This window comes from Kribbella hippodromi, assembly GCF_039531045.1.
In the GTDB taxonomy this organism is placed as follows: domain Bacteria; phylum Actinomycetota; class Actinomycetes; order Propionibacteriales; family Kribbellaceae; genus Kribbella; species Kribbella hippodromi.
Map to the genome: position 1 here is coordinate 336,392 of NZ_BAAAPH010000004.1, position 17,737 is coordinate 354,128.

The following is a 17,737-nucleotide window of genomic DNA, read 5'->3' on the forward strand; positions in this document are numbered from 1 at the left end:
CGCTCAGTCCCCGGGCACTCAGGTCTCGTGCGCTCAGTCCCTGGGCGCTCAGGTCTCGGGCGCTCAGGTCTCGTGCGCTCAGTCCCCGGGCACTCAGGTCTCGTGCGCTCAGTCCCTGGGCGCTCAGGTCTTGGGCGCTCAGGTCTTGGGCACTCAGGTCTCGTGCGCTCAGGTCTTGGGCACTCAGGTCCCGGGCGCTCAGGTCCCGGGTGCTCCGACTTCGGGCGCTCGGGCCTCGGGCGCTCAGGTCTTGGGCGGTCGGGTCCGGATCTGCAGGGCTCCACAATGCGTGGTTTTGCGGGCGACACGCCGGTTCCGGGGCAGTTGTGATGGCCTGGAGATCCGCATCCGCCCCGGATCTGCCTGGGCCGAGGTCGATCAGGCCGATGACCACCTGTGCGGCAGCATGCGGTGCTGAGATCAGGGCGGTCGCGGTCAGGGCGTTGCGTACGGAGCCCGACGTCGGCGCCAGGCGGAGGGCCGGAAGGGACGGGCCGACCGCGTCGTACACCGAGCGGCGGCAGGTGATCGCCAGCGTACTACCGGCCGACTGCGCCACGCTGCGATGGAACTCGGCCAGATCCGTGACCTCATTCTGTTCGCAGACGCGTACGCGGTCGGTCGGGAGGCCGGCGGCGCGGAAGGCGCGGAGGACTTCGGTACGGCGCAAGGTGTCGACGCTGGCAACGTCCCAGCCGCGCGAACGGTCGTCGATCAGGGCGCGGTACAGGGTGGCGCCGGTGTAGTCGACGAAGGTGGCCGGGCGGTGGAGTACGCCGGCGTGGCGGGCGAGATCGAACGGGACCGGGCCGGTGAACAGCCACGCACCGATGCCGTCCGGTGCGCGGCGGATCAGGTCGACCGACTGGCTTTCGGTTGCGTACGGCAACGGGCGCACGTCCAGCCCGGGGAACTCGTCGGCAGCGACCCCGGCCACCAGGTCGACGACGTCAGGCGGCCCAACCACCCCCACCGCGCCGCCCCGGCCCACCGCGCCGACCGGGCCAACCGGGCCGAAGGTCGCCGCGCCCACCGGAGCACGGCGCGCCGACCCGACAGCACCGGCCGGGGTGGCGTCGTGGGCAGGCGGCGTCGGCCGCACCTCGGCTTCGGGTGCGGGGCGACGTCGCTGCCGGTTCATCTGGCCTACCTGCCGCCGTTGCCTGCGTAGGCCTGCTCGTACTCGTGCCGGATCGTGTCACCGACAGCGGTACGCCAGGTCTGGACCGCGTCCTTGAACGCCGACACCGGCTTGCGTCCTTGCACGATGTCATTCTTGGTGTCGACCAGCTGTTGCTCGGCCGCCGCGCCCTTGCCGAGCTGGGTCGGCGAGTACAGCACGTCGGTCGGGTCGCTGATCCCGGTCGGCACCGCGGCTTCCTGGAAGGCATGCGCCTGACGAACCAGATCCTCCTGGTTCGGTACGTAGATCACACTGCTCCGCGTCGAGCCGATGTAGCTCAGGCCGGCCAGCACCTCGCGCGTACCCGCCGCAGTCAGCACCGGGTCGGGCCCGGTCAACGTGTAGTCATGCCCTGCGACGCCGTAGTTGACATCCAGGTACTCCTTGGTGCCGAACGGCGCGGACAGGTAGTTCCACACCCGGAGGATCTCCTCGACGCGTTCCTTCGACGACTTCTTGATCGCCGTGAACAGGTAGTTGCCCGCCTCGAGGTGCTTGATCGCGCGCCCGCCGCCGTCCCACTTCGGCAACGCCAGCACGCCGAACTTGAGCGTCGGGTTGTTGTTCGCGGCAACCGCCCAGCCGGCGAAGGCCTGCATGTAGATCACGGTCGTCCCGCCGTACCACCAAGTCTGGTACGAGCCGGAGGCCGTGAACGAATCCGGATGGAAGATCCCCGCCTGCCACCAACCGCGCAGGGCCTCAAGTGCGTCCAGGTACACGTCCAGCTCGATGTCGCGGGTGAACTTTCCGTCCTTCACCTGCCAACCCTTGGGCGCACCCATCATTTCCAGGACAGTCCGCAGGGTCAGCAGTACTGGCTGGGTGCCCATCGCCCAACGGTGCTTGGACGGATCGGTCACCTCCTTGCACAGGGCAAGGAAGTCGGCGCCGGTCTTCAGTTCCGGTTTGCCGAGGCCGAGCTTGTCCAGGATGTCCTGCCGAGTGTTCATCACCTGGCCGGCGATCGACCGCGGTTGCGAGATACCGAACAGGTGGCCGTTGACCGTACCCGCGGTCCACGCTTGCGGCGGCAGCGCGGCCAGGTTCGGGTACTGCTTGATCTTGTCGCCGCCCAGGTACTCGGACAGGTCGGTGAACTTCGATTCCAGCAACTGCGGCTCGTTCGGCGCGGACAGGATCTGCATCATGTCCTCGTAGTTGCCGCCAGCAACGTCAACGGTGAACTTGGACGCGTACGAGAGCGAATCCACCTGAGTGACCTGAAGGTCGACGCCGAGCTTCTTGTTCAGCAGCTGCCACCACTGGTTGCTGTCCTTCTGCGAACCGATCGGCGGGCCGGACACCAGCAGCGACAGGGCCGCGCCGGTGCCGACGGCCCCGGTGACGGAGGCGGGCGGGCTGGACGGGTAGTGGAAGTACCCGGGCTGGATGCCCTTCGCGAGGGCGCCGGGGAGATCGGGTTTGGTGCCTTCGAAGGGCACGTACGTCGGAGGGTTGGCCTTGGCGGAGTCCAGCCCGCCCTTTGCCTGCTTCGAGCTCGAGCAGCCGGCCAGACCGGCCGCCAGACCGAGTCCGCCGAGCAGTATCGTCCGCCGGCTGGGTGCGTACCCGATGCCGGAACCGCCGACCGGGAGCTGAACCATTGCGTCTCACCTGTTCTCTCGCGGGGCGGCTACAGCGGCCCGCTGAATATCATTAATTGACACAGACTGCGCGCGGTGATTCAGTATCTGGGAATCGTGAAAGCGTTGTCAACGGCTCGGAATACGGCGATACGAACGCGCCGAAAGGATCAGCCGGACTGGACCGAGCAGTCCGTTGCGAACCTGGTTGAGCCGGCTGAACACGTTGTTCCAGGAGCCGTGCAGGACGATCGTCAGTCTGTGTTCGCCCGCGCCGAGGTGGTCCAGGTCGAGGTCATGTGGCGCCCAGCTTCGGCGGCCGAGCGGTACGCCGTCGAGGGCGAGTTCGGCGACTCCCGTGTAGTCCGGCAGATCGATCCGCCAGCCGTCGCCTGCCTGGTCGTCCGGTACGCGGAAGGTGAAGCTGTACTCCACCGGGCCGTAGCCATGCGGTATACCAAACTCGCGCCACGGCGTACCGATCTTCCACTCCACCGGTCCGTCCGGCAGCGGAGCCAGCCGAGCACGCGCGGCTGACCGAGCAGACGGAGCCAACTGAACACTGGGGGTCGGCCGATCAGTCGGCGTCTCCACCGCGAACTCCCCCACCAGAACAGGCGCTTCGAGTAGACCATCGTCTCCGCGGGTGATGGTTCCGGTGATCGTCAAGTTATGCATGCCAGCGCTCAGTGCGGTGGGCGGTGGGGCGTACGTGGTGTTGTCCGGGTCGAAGACGGCTTCGTGTCGCGGTTCGAGCTCTCGGTTGTCCCACAGCACGGTTGCGCCGGGCGGGGCTGATTCCTTGTCGAGGATGATTCGCAAGGGCGGGCGGCCGTTGCGGGCGGTGAGTGCAGCGGAGATGTCGACGGAGAACTCTGCGGTGAACTGCCTGGTGAGGTGATCTGCACTGTGGGGTGCAAGGTTCAGCACTCCCTCGTCTCGGTAGCGAACCTCGCTGAGATCCCAGAGAAGGGAGACCGGGCCTGGCTCGAAGGATCGCTTTTCGTAGCCGTTGAGCTCGACCGTCCCGTCCTCCAGCCGAAGACAGTTGAACCCCAGCAGCTCATAAGTCACCAAACCAACCGGCTCGAGAACCGCGGCTTCAACCGCACTACCTTCTCCTTCCTGGGCAAGCGCGATGGCGGCTACGGCGCGGCCGGGTAGGTGGAGGTGCCAGCCGGCGGCGGTTGGTTCGAAGGTGAGACGGCCGGTGAATGGTTGGGGCCGAAGTTCGCCGGGGAGGTCTGCGAATCGGACGGTTTGGGCGTCGTCGTACGGGTTCGCGAGGACGAGGAGGCGGTCGCCGTTGGCTGTGCGGCGGACCGACTTGATGATGGTCCGATCGGTGACTGCGACCTCGGTGCGGAGCGGCAGGCGGTGATGAAACCAGCCGGCGCGATCACGCAGGAGGTCGGCCTCCGTGCAGGGCACGCCCTTGGCCGGGCGCACTGTGGACGGGCGCACTGTAGCCGGGGTCACTGTGGAGGGGGTCGACCACCGCTCTTCCGACGTTGTCGAGTCGAAGACAGTGATCTCGTCGGCGGCGGTTGCCCAGAGGAGGGTGCCGGTTGGGGCCAGGCGATCCAGAGCGGCGTACACCGAACGGTGGAGAGACGCGACCGGTGGGACGACCAACGCCGAGAATGCGTGCCCGCCTAGCGTCAGACCTTCGGCGCCAGGTTCGATATCGTCCAGCCGCTCGCTCGGGATCATCACGACATCGACGCTCGCCGCCTCCAGATAGTGGAAGAACGTCTCCAGCAGTGAGATCTCACCCGCCCAAAGCTCGCGTTCCTCCAACCGATACCGCGCGAACGACTCCTGCGGCAGCAACACCAGCACCTGAGCATCGAACGCGTACTCCCGCGTCAACCCCCGGAACCACTCATGCCACTCGAACAGATCCGCCCGCCCCACATCAAGCGGATTGAAGCGCGTGTTCACCGGCGGCGCATCGTACTTACGCAATGACGCCGCGCTCGTCCACGTACTGTGGTCAATCGGCTGATGGATGTCATGCAACCCGAGCCAGGCAAGAATCGTCCGCGCCTGCTGCGCATCGTGCTGAAACCCGGTAGCCCCGAAAACCTCCGCGACCAACGGCCCGCGCCCGTCCAGCCAGCGCGCCGACTGAACCAGCTTGATCCCCTTGGCCTGCGAGCGGTGTACGTCGTCCATCGTCGGCGAATTGATCACGTCGTACCCGGGAAGATCGAAGTGCCCGAGCGTACGAAACGCATCACCCAGCAGCCGCCAATGCCCGAGAAAGGACTCCTCCCCGGGCAGATGCCCCGTCATCCGGAGCCCATGCTCAGCGCAGTACTGCGATACCCGCGCAAACCAGTTCCGCTCCAGTAGACCGGCGCACACCTTCCAGTACTCGTACCGCGCCGCCTCCCACCCATCACCGACCGGCTCGAACAATGCGAGCAACCGGCACCGCCACTCCGCACCCCACAGCTCCTGCAACTGCTGCGAAATCAGCTCATTCCACGGGTGATCGGTTTGGTATGCCACCTCGTCCTGGAAGATCGGCGCCGATCCAAGGTCGAAGTCCCGCGCATACCGCCCGTACCGCGCGTACACCTCGTCCAGAAAGCGATCGGTCACCTCGGGCAGCGCCACATCCGGTAGACCAGCCTCACCATGCCGAGCCGGCACTGGTACGACGGTGACCGCGATCAACTCCTCGTCGTCCGCGAGCGGCGTCTCCGGTTGGTATACGAAAACGGTCGCTGTGCTGACCGCCCGCTCGTGCGGCACCTGACGTACGTTGATCGTGCACAGATAATCGGTCTCGAACATCTCCGCCGCGACCCACCGATTGCGATGCGTACCGCACCGATCGGTCACGTCCTGTACGAGCCACCCGCGCCGCACCCGCAGCAACGCAAGCAACGGCTCCGGACCAAGCTCAATGTTGCCCAACGCATCAACCTGCGGAGCAACAATCCGCCGAAACGACAACTGCCTAGCCCGAGCACCGGCGTACTGGGCAACAATCCGCCCACCATCAGCACCCGAAGGAAACGAGAATTCGTCGTAAAACCAGACATCCAGCCCACGATCGCGGGCATGACCAACGATCCGCTCAATGGCAGACCAGAACTGCGCCGACCCGTACGGCACCGCCAGCCCGTCCCGTGGATGCAGGCACACCCCGCCGTACCCGGAAGCCGGCAAGGCGTCCAGGTACGGCACGATGACGTCGTCGTCGAGCCGGCCGTTGAGCATCATCATGGCAACCGCGTGCGACATCAGGCCCCACCTTTTCGGCGCGCGTACAGCTACAGTGATTCGGATTTGCTCTCGTCGGCGGTGACCCAGCCCAGGTCGGACGGCAGGCAGTGCGCGGCCTCGGCCAGCTTGGGCGCCTGCGCGGCCAGCTCGGTCAGCGGCGTGCGGGCCTCGGCCGCGGAGATCGCCAGCGCGCCGACGACCATCCCGTGCCGCCCGAACACCGGGTACGCGATCGAACATCCACCGCCGCCACGGCCGCCACTGGTCGCGTACCCACGCTCGGCGGTCCGGCCCAGTTCGGCGCGCAGATCCTTCGGATCGGCAAGCGCATCGGAGCCGTCGTACGCCGGAAGTGTGCCGCGGGCAACGATCTCGTCGCGGACCGGCGGTGCGAGAAACGCCAGGATCGCCAACCCGGACGCACCGGACGTGAGCGGATAACTGTTGCCGGTGAGCGGTGAATAGCTCAGGTCGTGCAGGCTCATCCGGTGCGCGACGCAGGTGAATCGATCGCCCTGCCGGATCGAATAGCTCGCGCTCTCACCGGTCAGCTCGACCAGTTCGTCGAGCACCGGCGCCAGTGCGACCCGCAGGTCCGGCGTCGGTCCCCAGGCGAGGAACTGGGCGTGATCACCGACCACGAACCGCGCCGGTACGCCGGTCCGCGCGAGCAGGCCGCGACGCTCCAGCGTGAGCAGCAACCGGTGCACCGTCGACTTGTCGAAGCCGAGCTGCGCGCTGACCTCCTGGTTGGTCAGCCCGGCCGGGGACTGCGCGATCGCGGTCAGGATGTCGACGGCCTTGTCCACCGTCGAACTCCCGTACCGCTCCGCGTTCCGTCCCGCACCCGCACCTGCCGCCATCACGTCCTCCGTCCTTGACACGTTTCACCGCGTTCTCACATACTGCGACGGTAACAGGGCGTTGTCTCAACATACAACTCTCCAGCGCAACCCCCCGCCACCTCGTCGAAGGGCTGAAGCATGCGTATCGGTGCGAACCGGCACGAGGACCCGGCCCGGTGAGCCGCGCGGAGACCGGCCTCCGAGCCGGCACCGCGGGCCGCGCGAAGGCCGCCGGCAGCCAAAGCTGGCGGACCAGATTGCGGAACGAACGGATGCTGGTGCTGCTCGCGCTGCCCGGCATCCTGTTCGTCCTCGCCTTCAACTACGTGCCACTGCTCGGGAACCTGATCGCCTTCAAGGACTACCAGCCGTTCCTCGGCATCTCCGCCTCCGACTGGGTCGGTTTCTCGAACTTCTCGGTCCTGTTCAACGGCGACCCAGCCTTCCTGCAGGCGCTTTGGAATACCATCACGATCAGTGCCCTGCAGGTGTTCTTCGCGTTCCCGGCGCCGATCTGTATCGCGCTGATCCTGAACAGCCTGCTGTCCGATCGCTTCAAGAACCTGGTGCAGAGCATCCTGTACCTACCGCACTTCCTGTCCTGGGTGATCGTGGTCGCGGTCTTCCAGCAGATGCTCGGCAACGCCGGCCTGGTCTCCACGTTCCTGCAGAACCACGGGCATGCCGGGCTGCATCTGATCGGCAACGTGGGCGTGTTCAAGGAACTGCTCACCGCGCAGGTGATGTGGAAAGAGACCGGCTGGGGCACGATCCTGTTCCTGGCCGCGCTGTCCCGGATCGACGCCCACCTGTACGAGGCGTCCGCGGTCGACGGCGCGTCCCGGATGCGGCAACTGTGGCACGTCACACTGCCCGGTATCCGGCCGGTGATCGTCCTGTTGCTGATCCTCCGGCTCGGCGACGTACTCAGCGTCGGCTTCGAGCAAATCGTTCTTCAGCAACCATCCGTCGGCGCCCGGGCCAGTGAAGTCCTGGACACCTACGTCTACAACCACGGCATCCTGGCCGGCAACTGGGGAGTCGCCGCCGCCGTTGGCCTGGTCAAGGGCCTCCTCGGCCTCGTGCTCGTACTGGCAGCCAACCGCGTCGCTCACCTATTTGGCGAACGAGGGGTATACCAATCATGAGTAGTACAGCCATTCCCCGCTGGGCGGGTACCCGGAGACCCGGCCGCGCGCTTCACCAGGGCGTGCGGCCGGCCGGCCCGGTCTCCCGTGGGTTGAAGGCCATGGTCCTAACGCTGTGCTGCTTGGTTGTTGTCGGCCCCTTTCTGGCTGTCATCTCGACGAGTTTCGCCGGCAACGATCAGGTCAACCACGCCGGTGGTCTGGTCTTGTGGCCGTCACATCCGACGTTGGCCGCGTACGAACAGCTGCTGTCCGGCGGTGTCGTCACCCGCGCCTTGTTCGTATCGCTCTCGGTCACGGCGGTCGGTACGGCGCTTTCGTTGCTGTGTACAACGACCTTGGCGTACGCCCTGGCGCGGATGAAGTCCGTCCTGAGCAAGCCGCTCTTGCTGATCATCCTCTTCACGCTGTTCTTCACGCCGGGCATCATCCCGTCGTACTTGATGGTGAAACAGCTGCATCTGCTCAACTCGTACTGGTCGCTGATCTTGCCCGTACTAGTCAGCGGGTTCAACGTGATCGTGATGCGCGCGTTCTTCCTGGAGATCCCGCAGGAGATCCTGGACGCGGCGCACATCGACGGCGCCGGCGAGCTCGCGACCCTCGTACGCATCGTGCTTCCGCTGTCCCGCGCGATCCTGGCCGTGATCGGTCTGTTTTACGCAGTCGGGTACTGGAACTCGTTCTTCACCGCATTGCTCTATCTGAACGACACGAACAAGTGGCCGCTGCAGCTGATCCTGCGTACGTACGTGGTCACCGGTGATCCGATCGGCAACGAGATCTCGAGTACGTCGTCCGCGTTGATGCCCAGTCAGCAGTCGCTGCAAATGGCGATCCTGGTCATCTCGCTGATCCCGATCATGGTGCTGTACCCGTTCATCCGCCGGCACTTCGGTTCCGGACTGATGCTCGGCGCGGTCAAGGGCTGACCCGGGTAGGCTCGGCGAACTGCGACGAGGAGGGCGACATCGCAACACCACGACGACGATCCGGTCCGGGCAGCCGTCCCGATCCGGGCACCGCGTCCCTGAAGAGCATCGCCGACGAGATCGGCGTGTCCATCTCGACCGTCTCGCGGGCGTTCAGCCATCCGGAGCTGCTGTCCCGCGAGCGGCGCGATCAGATCTTGTCGGTCGCGGCGCGGGTGGGATACCAGCCGAACCGCACCGCGCGCAGCCTCGCGACCGGTCAAACCGGCGTACTTGGGCTACTCGTGCCCGACATCACCAACCCGTTCTTTCCGCCGTTGGTCCGGGCGGCGGAGAACCGCGCGAACGAGCGTGGGTACGCGCTGCTGCTCACCGACACCGATGAGCATGCCGAGCGCGAAAAGCTGCTGATGCGCGAGATGACCAGCCGGGTTGACGGGCTGGTGGTCTGTTCGCCACGGTCGACGTCCGCGCCGATCAAGCAGATCGCGGACAGCCGGCCGGTCGTACTCGTCAATCGGACTGTGCCCGGGATGACGTCCGTGACGTGCAGCGTGGAGGCGGGGGTGTCCGCGCTGATGGATCACCTGTACGAGTTGGGGCATCGGCGGGTGGTATACCTTTCCGGGCCGGCATCGTCCTGGTCGAACAAGGACAAACGCACCAGCATCGAACGGTCCGCGCGGCGGGTCGGGATCACGGTCGATGTCCTCGGCCCCTATCCGGCCACCTTCGAGGGCGGACTCGTGGCGGCCGAGACGGTCGTTTCACTGCCGGCGACAGCGGTTCTTGCGTACGACGACGTGATGGCGCTCGGTGCTATTCGCGGATTGAAGGACCGGGGGCGAGATGTTCCCGGTTCGATCAGCGTGTCCGGCTGCGACGACGTGCTCTTCGCGAGCATGACGATGCCCGGCCTGACCACCATCGCCATGCCCATCGCACTGGCCGGCCGCACCGCAGTCGACCTCCTGCTAGACCAGCTGGAACACTCCGCCCGCCCCCAACAACTGACCCTCTCCAGCGCCTTCATCCCCCGAGACTCCACCGGCCCCGCCTGACACCACGAACGCGCCCGTCACCGGCGAGGTCCTGCCAGACGGAACGGTGGTCGCCAGGCGGCGCCGCTCCACGATCCGTGCGACTGTCCCACCGGCCGCGTACCGGCAGGCGCATCCAGCGCGGTCGTTGTGCGAGCAGCCGCATCCAGCGCAAACGGCGTGCGGACAGGCGCATCCAGCACCAGCGGTGAGCCGGCAGGGCATCCAGCACCGGCGGTGTGCCGGCAGGCGCATCCAGCGCAAGCGGCGCGCCGGCAGGCGCGTCCGGCGCGGGCGGGGTGTTGGCTGGTGGGTCTGGCGTGGGCGGGATGTCGACGGTTGCATTCGGTGGCGTTGTCTGAGGTGCTGGGGTGGGGTGGGTGGCCGGGATCGGACATCTGGGGGGTTGGTCGTTGACAGCGGTGGGTGGCGGCCTGAGCCTGGTTCTATGCAAGCGCTTGCAAAGATTGCGGTGGATCAGGAACAGGACGCGCTCGTTCGCGACGTAGAGGATTTGTTCGCGGAGCGGGTCGGCACCTCGTACGCGCTGGCGACTCGTACGGACGGGATCGCCCGGCGCCTCGTGATCGCGGCGCTCGACCTCCAGCCCGGCGCAACGGTCGTGGTCGCCCCCGGTACGGCTGGCGACCTGATCGCCGCCATCCTGGACACCGGTGCCCGCCCGGTCTTCGCGGACGTCGACCCGCACGACGGCTGCCTCACCCCCGCAACCGTCGCCGCCGCGCTCACGCCGACCACGGCCGCCGTACTCGTCCCCCACCCCTTCGGCGCCCCCGCCCAGGTAGCCGCCATCACCGCGCTCGTCCGCGACCACAGCTCGGCCATGTCGCTGGCGCGGCCCCCAGTAGCCGGGTCGGGTGGAGTGGGCGCCGCAGCCAGGCCGGGTGGAGTGGGCACCGCAGCCAGGTCAGGTGGAGTGGGCGCCACAGCCAGGTCAGGTGGAGTGGGCGCCGCAGCCGGATCAGGTGGAGCGGGCGCTGCAGCCGGGTCTGGTCGGGTGGGCGCCGTTGACCACGCCACCCATTTGGTGCGGGAGGGGCGGCAGGCGGCGATTCGGGTGGTGGAGGACTGCACCGACGCGTTCCTGGCTGTCGCGGCTGATGGGGCTCCGGTTGGCAGCGTCGGGGATCTTGCTGTTTTCAGTTTCCCGCGTGATGGCTACGGCGTTCTCGTCACGAACGACAGTCGGCTTGCGCACCGCATCCACCGCCTCCGCGACACCGGCGATCCGCATGACAGCGCGGCCCGCCCGCTGGGTACGCATCGTGGCACGGCAACCGACGCTCAGGCGGTCGCGCTGCAGCGGAGGATCGAGGTTGAGCCGGTCGAGATCAGTTCGCGCCGCGCGACCGCTCGGCAGTTGCAGGCCGAACTCGCCGGCCTGCCCGGGATCACCTTCCCGCGCGATCTCACCCGGCACGCGCTGGCCGCGCTCCCGTTGATCCTCGACCCGCTGCGCGTCGGCGTCGTCGCCACCGACTACGCGGCCGCGCTCGCCGCGGCTGGTGTGCCGGTCAACACGCGGTTCCAGCAGCGCGCCCTCTACCGCGTACCTGGCACTGGCCGCTGCTTCCGATCGCCCACGGTGCGGTACGGCCCCGGCGTCTGCCCCGTCGCCGAGGACCGGGTCGGACGGACGCTGGTACTCCTCGACTGGAGCACCGGCGGCCCCGCCGACGTACCCGCCACCGCCCGCGCGATCGAACACGTCCACGCCGCCTTCACACGCCGGATCGACGGCGCGTACGCGGCTTCCGCCGACGCTGAAAGCCCCCGCTCCAACTGAACCCACCTCGCCACTGAACTTCCCGCTCCAACTGAACCAACCTCGCAACTGAACTTCGCTCCCCCTGAACCAACTCCCGCTGAACTTCCCCGCTCGCCCCGAACCAACTTCCGCTGAACTCCCCCGCTCGCTCCGAACCAACTTCCGCTGATCTCCCCCGCTCGCCCTGAACCAACTCCCGCTGAACTTCCCCGCTCCCGCAACCAACTTCCCCTGAACCACCCCCGCTGAAGCTCCACGCGTGCTGCCGACTCATGCAAGCGCTCGCACGATCAGCGGTCGAACTGCCACTTCCTGCGCTGCCATTCCTGGAGGAACTATGACGATCTCGGACTCGACGTTTGCGGTTGGTGAGTTGACGGTTGAGGTTCATCCGAGCGAACAGGCCGCCGGGAGTGCGGCGGCCGACTTCGCGGCGGCGACCATCGGCGCGGCTGTCCGGGACCGTGGAGCGGCCCGGGTCGTGGTGGCAACCGGAAACTCACAGCTCGCGTTCGTGCATGCGCTGGCCGGCGTCGACATCCCGTGGGACCGGGTGACGGTCTTTCACATGGACGAGTACCTCGGGCTGGACGCGGACCATCCGGCCTCGTTCCGGCGCTGGATTCGAGAGAACGTTGGTATATCATTTTCGCCCGCCCGGGTGGAGTACATCCAGCCCGATCGCGGCGACCCCGAAGCCGAATGCGGGCGGTACGAAGCGCTGCTCCGGGAAGCACCGCTCGATCTCACCTGCATGGGAGTAGGCGAGAACGGTCACCTGGCGTTCAACGAGCCGGGCGCCGCGGACTTCGCCGATGAGCGCTGGGCGCGGGTGATCGAGCTGACTCCGGAGTCGCGCCGGCAGCAGGTCAACGAAGGACACTTCCCGGATCCGCAGTCCGTACCGCCGGCGGCGATCTCCCTCACCATCCCCGCGCTCCTGTCGTCTCGCACCGTCCAGGTCGTGGTTCCTGAGCTGCGTAAAGCGCCGGCGATCGCCCGCGCGCTCAACGGCCCGGTGGACAACAGTTGCCCGGCGTCGATCCTGCAGCGCCACGGCCACGCGCGGTTGTTCCTCGACCAGCAGTCCTCCTCCCAGGTCGCCTGGCCCGCCACCACCTGAGACGCCGGTTGCCCGCTGACGCCGCCGCCTTCCAGCCGAACTCGGCCGCCCGAGACCCCTGCCGAACACCCAATTTCCGGCCCGATTTACACACCTGCGCTTACAGTTGCGGTTGTGGAGGACGGTGGGATGACAGTGCCTGGGTCGTACGACGAGTTGCGGCGTGCGATTCAGGAGCGGCTTGATTCGATGGCACCGGGGCAGAAGCGGATCGCCGAGCAGATCCTGACCGACCCGGAGGGTACAGCCTTCCGCAGTGTGGCCGAGACCGCGGCGAAGGCGGGCGTACATCAATCCTCCGTCGTCCGGTTCGCCAACCTCTTCGGCCTGTCGGGGTACCCCGCACTCACCGCGCTTTGCCAGCAGCAGCTCACCCGGGAAGCACAGCTGATCTCCCGGTTCGGGCGCGCCGAGAAACTCAGCCAGTCCGAGGACCTACTGGCCGCTACGGTCGAGCACGAAGAACAGAACATTCGCCGTACGCTCAGCCGGATCACCCCAGCAGACTGGGAGCGCACCCTCGAACTACTGGGCGATTCCGACCACGTACACGTGATGGGGCTGCGCAAGTGCCTGTCGGTCGCGGAGCTGATGGCGTACCTGCTGCGGCTGGTGCGCCCAGGCGTACATCTCGTGTCGCCGGTGACCGGTGCGCTGGTCGACGACCTCCGTGACCTGCAACCTGGTGACACGTTCGTCGCGATCTCGATCAACCGGTACACGGCCGAAACCGTGCGGGCGTTCGAGGAGGCGAAGAAGCGCGGGCTGCACACGATCGCGCTGACCGACAGCAGCGCGTCCCCGCTGGCCCGGATCGCCGAGGTGACGCACCTCGTGGAATGCGAAGGCCCCGCGATCCTGCGTTCGGTGACCGCCTTCATTGCGCTGGCACAGGCGCTGACGACAGGTGTTGCCGTACGCAACGGCAAGCGCAGCCGAAGCGAGCTTCTGCAGGACGAGAGACTGCTCGGCGACTTCGGCGTCTACTCAGGCTGAGGAACGACCTCAGGCTGAGGCACGACCTCCAGGTGAGGCACGAACTCGGCCCACGGGAGCGTCACCGGCTCTTGACCACTCGCCTGCAAAGTCACCTCGGCAGCCGTCAGATCCACCACAGTCGAGCAATGCGTCATCAACGGATCGTCCCCCGCCGCCGTACGCCGCACCGAACCCGTCAACACCTCCAAGAACCACGAAGCATCAGGCTCCAACGGTGTCAACGCCTCGAGCACCGCCCCACGCGCCTCGCTCTCCTCACGCTGCCCCAGACTCCGCACGCCACCCGAACCAACCGCGCCACCGGGAGCCTCCAAGTACCGGAGATGATTGGTATGCCATAAATACGGCGCCGCCTCCACAACCGCGGACCGCCCGGCCGCCACCTCGACGGTCGCCACCCGCCCCATGTGCACATCCCCGATCGTGTACGTGAACCCGCCCGCCGTCGGAGTGCTCCGCAAATAGTCGATCGTTGCTTCGTACGACGACTCGTGCTGCAAGGCCCGCGCGATGAAATGCCGCCCCGGCGCCACCGCCGGACGCGCGACCTGAACATGATTGATGCCCCAGGCAACACCGCCCGCCGTCGCCACGAACGCGTTACTGGGCAGGAATCCCGGGTACCACTGCGTGGTGACCGGCTGCTCACCATCGATCTGCAACGTCAGCATCATGAACCGCCCGCGCAACGCCGGCGCCCCGTCCTCGTTGTGCGCGAGGTACGAACGGTCCGCCCGCCACCCGAGGTCCGAACACCCGACCCCGTCGTCCCCGCCGAGATCGCCGCGCAGATTCGCCAGCACCATCGCGTCCGCATCGAACCCGGCCCCGGCGGCAAGATCGTGCAACTCGGCCAGCTCCCGCGAGTGCATCCGCTCCGTCGCCGCCAGCACCTCCCCGACCAGCCGCCGGCCGTCGGTGGTCTCGGCGAAGGCCTTGAGCGCACCTGCCTCGGGCAGTCCACCCAGAACCGCATGGATCTCGGCAGCCGCCGTGCGGCCCAACGCCCGGAACACTTCTGCCCGCGGCCCGCGGACCCACAGCCACCGCAACCCGCCGACCGACCGCTCCGAAATCACCACATTCATCCTCAGAGCTTGACGACCGTCGAGTTGCGGCGTCAAGATCGGATGCAACTTTGATTGCATGGAGGCCGCCCATGTCCGACCCCTCGACTCCGCTGCGCAGTGCACTCGGCAACCGCCAGATGACGATGATCGCGATCGGCGGCGTGATCGGCGCCGACCTGTTCGTGGGCAGCGGCAAGGCGATCGGTTCGGCCGGTCCAGGTGTGCTGATCGCGTACCTCGGCGTCGGGCTGATCGTGATCCTGGTGATGCGGATGCTCGCCGAACTGGCCGTCGCGAAACCCGAGACCGGCTCCTTCTCGAGCTACGCGACGCGCGAGCTCGGACCCTGGGCCGGGCTGTCGGTCGGCTGGCTGTACGCGTACCAGTGGTGCATCACCGTCGGTTTCGAGGCGATCGCCGGTGCCGCGATCGCCCATCGAGTTCTGCCCGGTATACCATCCTGGCTCGCCGCTTTCGTCTTCATGGCGGTACTGATCGCGGTGAACCTCGCCCAGGTCGCGAACTTCGGCGAGTTCGAGTTCTGGTTCGCGCTGGTCAAGGTCGTGGCGATCGTCGCGTTCATCCTGCTCGGCCTGGCCGCGCTCTTCGGACTGGTGCCCGGCTTCCACTCCCCCGGCCTGAGCAACTTCACCGCCCACGGTGGTTTCCTGCCCGAGGGCAACACCGCCGTCCTGCTGGCCACGCTGGTCGTGTTCTTCTCGTTCTTCGGCACCGAGGTGGTCACGATCGCGGCCGGCGAGGCGGTCGCGCCGGTGGAGGCCGTCCGGCGCGGCATGAACAGCGTGGTCTGGCGCATCCTGGTCTTCTACATCGGCTCGATCTTCATCGTGCTCGCGTTGCTGCCCTGGAACGACAACAAGGTCACCCAAAGCCCGTACGTCGCCGTGCTCGAGCGGCTTGGTATACCAGGAGCGGCCGGCGTGATGGACGTGGTCGTCCTCACCGCCGTGCTGTCCTGCCTGAACTCCGGGATCTACGCGTCGTCACGGATGGTGTTCGCGCTCGGCCGGTCCGGCGAAGCACCGCGACTGTTCGCCCGGACCAGCCGGAACGGTGTACCCGTGGCCGCGGTATTGCTTGCCTCGAGCATCGGTCTGATCACCGTGGTGGCGAACTACTTCATCCCGACCGAGGCCGTGTTCAACTTTTTGCTCGACTCGTCCGGCGCCGTCGCGGTAGTCACCTACCTGTGCATCACCGCGACTCACTACCGCGGCCGCCGGCGGCTCGACCGGGAGGCTCCCGGCTCGCTGACGCTGAAGATGTGGGCCTTCCCGTACCTGACGCTGCTGGTCGGCGCCGCGCTGATCGCGATCATCGCCGGGATGGCGCTGAGCGCCAGCACCCGCCGCTCGCTGCTCCTCACCCTCCTCGTCACCGCGATCACTGTCGTGGCGGGCGTGATCCGGCAACGCCGGACCGCCACGGCGAGCGCACCGGAACGCACCCTGCCAACCTCCGAGGGGATTAAGTGATCAAGCATTCCGCCACCTTGGCGGTCAACGAGAAGATCGCCGCGCGCCGCGCCTCCGGCCAAACGGTCGTCCACCTCGGCTTCGGCGAGGCCGGCCTCCCGGTCCTGCCGGCCGTGGCCGACGTCCTCCGCGCAGCAGCGGACCAGAACGCCTACGGCCCGGTCCTCGGCTCAGCATCCGCACGTGAAGCAGCCACCGGGTACTTCCAGCGCCGCGACCTGCCGACAACAGCCGGCCAGATCATCTTCGGCCCCGGCAGCAAAGCCTTGCTGTACGGCGTTCTGGCCGCAATCCCCGGTGATCTCGTCCTTCCCACCCCGTCCTGGGTCACGTACGCGGCGCAGGCCGCCCTGACCGGAAAACGCACCATCCCGGTACCAATCCCCGCGGCAGCAGGCGGCGTACCCGACCCGGCCGAACTGGAGTCCGCGCTGCACACCGCCCGCGCGAACGGCGCCGACCCGAAGATCCTCATCCTCACCTTGCCGGACAATCCGACCGGTACGGCAGCCGGCGCGGACTTGGTCAAGCAGGTCACCGAGATCGCCGCGCGCGAGGACCTGGTCATCCTGTCCGACGAGATCTACCGCGACCTCACCCATCACCCCGAGGACCACGTCAGCCCAGCATCGCTGCTCCCCGAACGAACCGTCGTCACGTCCGGCCTGAGCAAGAGCATGGCCCTCGGCGGCTGGCGGATCGGCCTCGCCCGCCTCCCCGACGGACCACTCGGCGCAACGCTCACCGATGACCTGATCGGCATCGCCAGTGAGGTCTGGTCAAGCATGGCCATGCCGATGCAGTTCGCCGCCGAGTACGTTTTGTCAGAACCCGCCGAGGTCACCGATCGGATCACTCGAAGCAGGAACCTCCATGCGGCGGTAGCACATGCCGTACATGAGATCTTCCGAAGCGCGGGCGCCACCTGCCGTACGCCCAACGCGGCCTTTTATCTCTATCCCGATCTGGAACCGCTGCGCCCACAACTGGAATCGGCCGGCATCACCACCGCCGAGCAACTGTCCGCACATCTCCTTGATCAGCACGGTGTGGCCGTCCTCGCAGGCTCCCACTTCGGCGACGACCCAGGCGCGTACCGCTTCCGCGTCGCGACCTCACTGCTCTACGGCAGCACGGACGACCAACGCCTTCAGGCGCTCGCCAGCGACGATCCGGCCGCCCTTCCGTGGATCGCCGCCCAGCTCGACCAACTCCGCCGGAGCCTGCATCAGCTGACCTGACTGTGTGTCACCACTCGCCTGCCGCTGCTAGACCACTTACAGTTC

The 17,737-nt window shown here is 67.1% G+C and carries 12 protein-coding genes and 1 pseudogene; 8 read left to right on the forward strand and 5 right to left on the reverse strand.

Annotation, left to right across the window (positions count from 1 at the left end; translation table 11 throughout):
- From ABD260_RS08530 to ABD260_RS08545, 4 genes and pseudogenes are all read right to left on the reverse strand, one after another.
- A pseudogene (locus ABD260_RS08530) lies at positions 1-1,141 on the reverse strand (hypothetical protein); the annotation flags it as partial.
- Positions 1,142-1,146: 5 nt separating this feature from the next.
- Entirely contained in the window at positions 1,147-2,790 is a 1,644-nt protein-coding gene (locus tag ABD260_RS08535; RefSeq protein WP_344232832.1) for an extracellular solute-binding protein, read from the reverse strand.
- Between the two features lie 108 nt (positions 2,791-2,898).
- Positions 2,899-6,027, reverse strand: a complete 3,129-nt coding sequence (locus ABD260_RS08540; protein ID WP_344232833.1) for a hypothetical protein — start codon at positions 6,025-6,027, stop codon at positions 2,899-2,901.
- A gap of 29 nt (positions 6,028-6,056) precedes the next feature.
- On the reverse strand, positions 6,057-6,872 hold the full coding sequence (locus ABD260_RS08545; RefSeq protein WP_344232834.1) for an IclR family transcriptional regulator: 816 nt from the start codon (positions 6,870-6,872) through the stop codon (positions 6,057-6,059).
- Between the two features lie 158 nt (positions 6,873-7,030).
- Here ABD260_RS08545 and ABD260_RS08550 point away from each other — a divergent pair, with 158 nt between their 5' ends.
- The 6 genes from ABD260_RS08550 to ABD260_RS08575 all read left to right on the forward strand — a co-directional run bounded on the left by ABD260_RS08550 (position 7,031) and on the right by ABD260_RS08575 (position 13,882).
- Complete coding sequence (locus tag ABD260_RS08550; protein ID WP_344232835.1) at positions 7,031-8,002, forward strand: ABC transporter permease; 972 nt, start codon at positions 7,031-7,033, stop codon at positions 8,000-8,002.
- A gap of 101 nt (positions 8,003-8,103) precedes the next feature.
- Positions 8,104-8,934, forward strand: coding sequence for a carbohydrate ABC transporter permease (locus ABD260_RS08555; protein ID WP_344232836.1), 831 nt, complete (start codon positions 8,104-8,106; stop codon positions 8,932-8,934).
- Positions 8,935-9,041: 107 nt separating this feature from the next.
- A complete protein-coding gene (locus tag ABD260_RS08560; RefSeq protein WP_344232899.1) occupies positions 9,042-9,995 on the forward strand; it encodes a LacI family DNA-binding transcriptional regulator in 954 nt (317 codons plus the stop codon).
- A 427-nt stretch (positions 9,996-10,422) separates the two neighbouring features.
- Positions 10,423-11,781 (forward strand): DegT/DnrJ/EryC1/StrS family aminotransferase, encoded by a 1,359-nt coding sequence (locus ABD260_RS08565; protein ID WP_344232838.1) that lies wholly within the window; start codon positions 10,423-10,425, stop codon positions 11,779-11,781.
- 319 nt (positions 11,782-12,100) lie between these two features.
- The gene (locus ABD260_RS08570) at positions 12,101-12,886 is read left to right on the forward strand and encodes a 6-phosphogluconolactonase (RefSeq protein ID WP_344232839.1); all 786 of its coding nucleotides are present in this window, start codon (positions 12,101-12,103) and stop codon (positions 12,884-12,886) included.
- 129 nt (positions 12,887-13,015) lie between these two features.
- Entirely contained in the window at positions 13,016-13,882 is an 867-nt protein-coding gene (locus ABD260_RS08575) for a MurR/RpiR family transcriptional regulator (protein ID WP_344232840.1), read from the forward strand.
- Here the strand turns inward: ABD260_RS08575 and ABD260_RS08580 are convergent.
- Complete coding sequence (locus ABD260_RS08580; RefSeq protein WP_344232841.1) at positions 13,870-14,973, reverse strand: C45 family autoproteolytic acyltransferase/hydrolase; 1,104 nt, start codon at positions 14,971-14,973, stop codon at positions 13,870-13,872. The two genes, ABD260_RS08575 and ABD260_RS08580, sit on opposite strands and share 13 nt — an antisense overlap.
- 71 nt (positions 14,974-15,044) lie before the next feature.
- Here ABD260_RS08580 and ABD260_RS08585 point away from each other — a divergent pair, with 71 nt between their 5' ends.
- Positions 15,045-16,451: an amino acid permease gene (locus ABD260_RS08585; RefSeq protein WP_344232842.1), complete on the forward strand. Its 1,407-nt coding sequence runs from the start codon at positions 15,045-15,047 to the stop codon at positions 16,449-16,451.
- Complete coding sequence (locus ABD260_RS08590) at positions 16,448-17,692, forward strand: pyridoxal phosphate-dependent aminotransferase (protein WP_344232843.1); 1,245 nt, start codon at positions 16,448-16,450, stop codon at positions 17,690-17,692. The genes ABD260_RS08585 and ABD260_RS08590 overlap by 4 nt, the downstream gene beginning before the upstream one ends.
- The last annotated feature ends 45 nt before the right edge of the window (positions 17,693-17,737 follow it).